The sequence below is a fragment of the Candidatus Polarisedimenticolia bacterium genome (assembly GCA_035764505.1).
In the GTDB taxonomy this organism is placed as follows: Bacteria; Acidobacteriota; Polarisedimenticolia; order Gp22-AA2; family AA152; genus AA152.
Window position 1 is genome coordinate 1 of sequence record DASTZC010000030.1, and the last position, 2,515, is coordinate 2,515.

Consider the following 2,515-nt stretch of genomic DNA (forward strand, 5'->3'; position numbering starts at 1 on the left):
GCAGAAGGCCACCCGCTTCAGCCGCGGGCTCCGGGGCAAATTCATCCTGCTGATCTCGGCACTTTTGATCACCACCTCGCTGGCGATGGGCTGGATCTTCCTGGTCCGGGAGGTGAAGGACGAGTCGAGCAAGCTGATACAGAGGGGGGCGCTGCTCACGCGCAACCTCGCCAACGACGCGGAGCTCGGAGTCTTCACCCGCAACCGCGAGCTGCTCGACGCCCTCGCTTCCGAGGTGACCCGCGACACCGACTACGCCTTCGTCGTGATTCTGGACGCGCGGGGAGAAGCGCTCTACTCGCGCGCCGCGCCGAGGAACCGGGTGCCGCCCGCACCGAGCCTGGTCGCCGACACCGAGGAGGTGCCCCTGGGGGCCGAGGTGGAGGACGGGGAGGTCCGGCTGTACCGCGAGGAGGCTTCGGGGCGCGAAGCCTACATCTTCCGCTTCCCGGTGCTTACGCAGTCGCGCCGGAGCCTTGGGGAAGAGATCGGTTTTCTCCCGGATGCGCGCAACGCCGCGCGGGGCCCGCGGGAGCAGATTGGAGCGGTCTGCCTGGCCCTGTCGACGGAAGGCATGAAAGGGGACATCCGTCGCCTCGAGCGCGCCCTGGGGTTTGCCACCCTGGCGGTCATCGTCATCGGGATCCTGCTCACCATCCTGCTGGTGCGGATCATCGCCGATCCGGTGGCGCAGCTGGTGGAGGCCACGCGGCGCATCGCCCGCGGCGACCTCGACGTGCTGCTACGGCTCGATTCGCAGGACGAGATCGGGGAGCTCGCCAAGAGCTTCAACCAGATGACCCTCAAGCTTCAGAAGTCGCGCGAGGAGCTGGAGGGGACGAACCAGATGCTGGAGCAGAAGGTGCAGGAGCGGACGCGCGAGCTGGAGGAGGCCCAGAATCAGCTGGTGCAGGCCGAGAAGATGTCGGTGGTCGGCCAATTGGTGTCGGGCGTGGCGCACGAGCTGAACAATCCCCTGGCGGGGGTGCTCGGCTACTCCCAGCTCCTGCTGCGCATGAACCTGCCCGAAGAGGTCCGTCGGGGCCTGGACAAGATCGAGTCGGAGGCGGAGCGCTGCCGGAGGATCGTGCAGAACCTGCTCATCTTCGCCCGCAAGAACAAGGCCGAGAAGCGGGCCATCGATCTCAACGCGCTGCTCGAGAGCGTGCTGGAGCTGAAGGCCTATCCCCTCAAAGTCGACAACATCCAGGTGGTGCGCGAGCTGGAGAAGAGCTTGCCGCGCGTCATGGCGGACGCCTCCCAGCTGCAGCAGGCCTTCGTGAACATCCTCCACAACGCGCAGCAGGCGATGAGCGGCCAGCCATCTCCCGGGACGCTGACGGTGCGCACGCATCGGGTGGACGGCCACGTCAAGGTGGAGATTGGCGACACTGGTCCCGGGATCTCTCCGGAGAACCTGTCCCGCATCTTCGATCCCTTCTTCACCACCAAAGAGGTCGGCCAGGGGGCCGGATTGGGATTGTCGATCTGCTACGGGATCGTGCAGGAGCACCGTGGCCGGATCTGGGCGGAGAGCGGCCGGGGCGAGGGGAGCACCATTCACGTGGAGCTGCCGGTGCCGGCCGTGGACGAGCTGCCCCTACCGGCCGCGCCCGCCGAAGAGGTCGCGGCGGGCAGCACCCCGTCGGCGCGCATCCTCGTGGTGGACGACGAGGCCTCGATTGTCGACATCCTCTACGACGTACTGCGCCTGGACGGACATCAGATCGAGACGGCGATCAACGGCCGCCTGGCGCTGAACAAGCTGCGCGCCGGGTTCTTCGACGTGGTGATTTCGGACCTGAAGATGCCCGGGATGACGGGCCAGGAGCTCTACCGCCACCTGCGCGAGCTCGACTCGCGCCTGCTGAGCCGCATCATCTTCACCACGGGGGATGTGGCCAACCCCGACACCCAGACCTTCCTGCAGGAATCCGGCACCCCCTACCTGCAGAAGCCGTTCGACCTGAACGAGGTGCGCCGGCTGGTCACCGAGATGGTTTCGGCGCAGCGCTCCGTCCGGCCGGACCTGCCGATCATTCTCCCCGGCGGCTCTCGCGATCCTGATCGCGTTTCTTGATCGCCTCGCGCTTGTCGTACAGCTTCTTGCCCCGCGCCACGGCGATTTCCACCTTCACGCGGCCCTTCTTCAGATAGAGTCGCAGCGGGATCAGCGTCAGCCCTGCGCTCTTGCGGCGCCGGTCGAGCCGCCGGATCTCCTCCCGGTGCAGCAGCAGCTTGCGATCGCGCAGCGGCTCGTGGTTGTTGATGTTGCCGTGCGAGTAGGGGGAAATGTGGCAGTTCAGCAGCCATACCTCCCCGCCGCGCAGCAACGCGTAGCTGTCCTTGAGATTGGCTCGTCCCGCGCGCAGCGATTTGACCTCGGTGCCGGAGAGGGCAATCCCCGCCTCCATGCGCTCCTCAATGAAATACTCGTGCCCGGCCTGGCGGTTGGTGGCGAGGTTCTTTGTCTGCTCCGGCTCGGGCATGCCTATCTCCGGGTCCGCGGCGCCGC

The 2,515-nt window shown here is 66.8% G+C and carries 2 protein-coding genes; one reads left to right on the plus strand and one right to left on the minus strand.

Annotated features, from left to right (window positions below):
• On the plus strand, positions 1-2,080 hold a 2,080-nt coding region (locus VFW45_02140), incomplete at its 5' end, for an ATP-binding protein (GenBank protein HEU5179565.1).
• Here VFW45_02140 and smpB read toward each other — a convergent pair.
• Complete coding sequence (smpB, locus tag VFW45_02145) at positions 2,037-2,489, minus strand: SsrA-binding protein SmpB (protein ID HEU5179566.1); 453 nt, start codon at positions 2,487-2,489, stop codon at positions 2,037-2,039. The genes VFW45_02140 and smpB overlap by 44 nt on opposite strands.
• Positions 2,490-2,515: the final 26 nt, after the last annotated feature.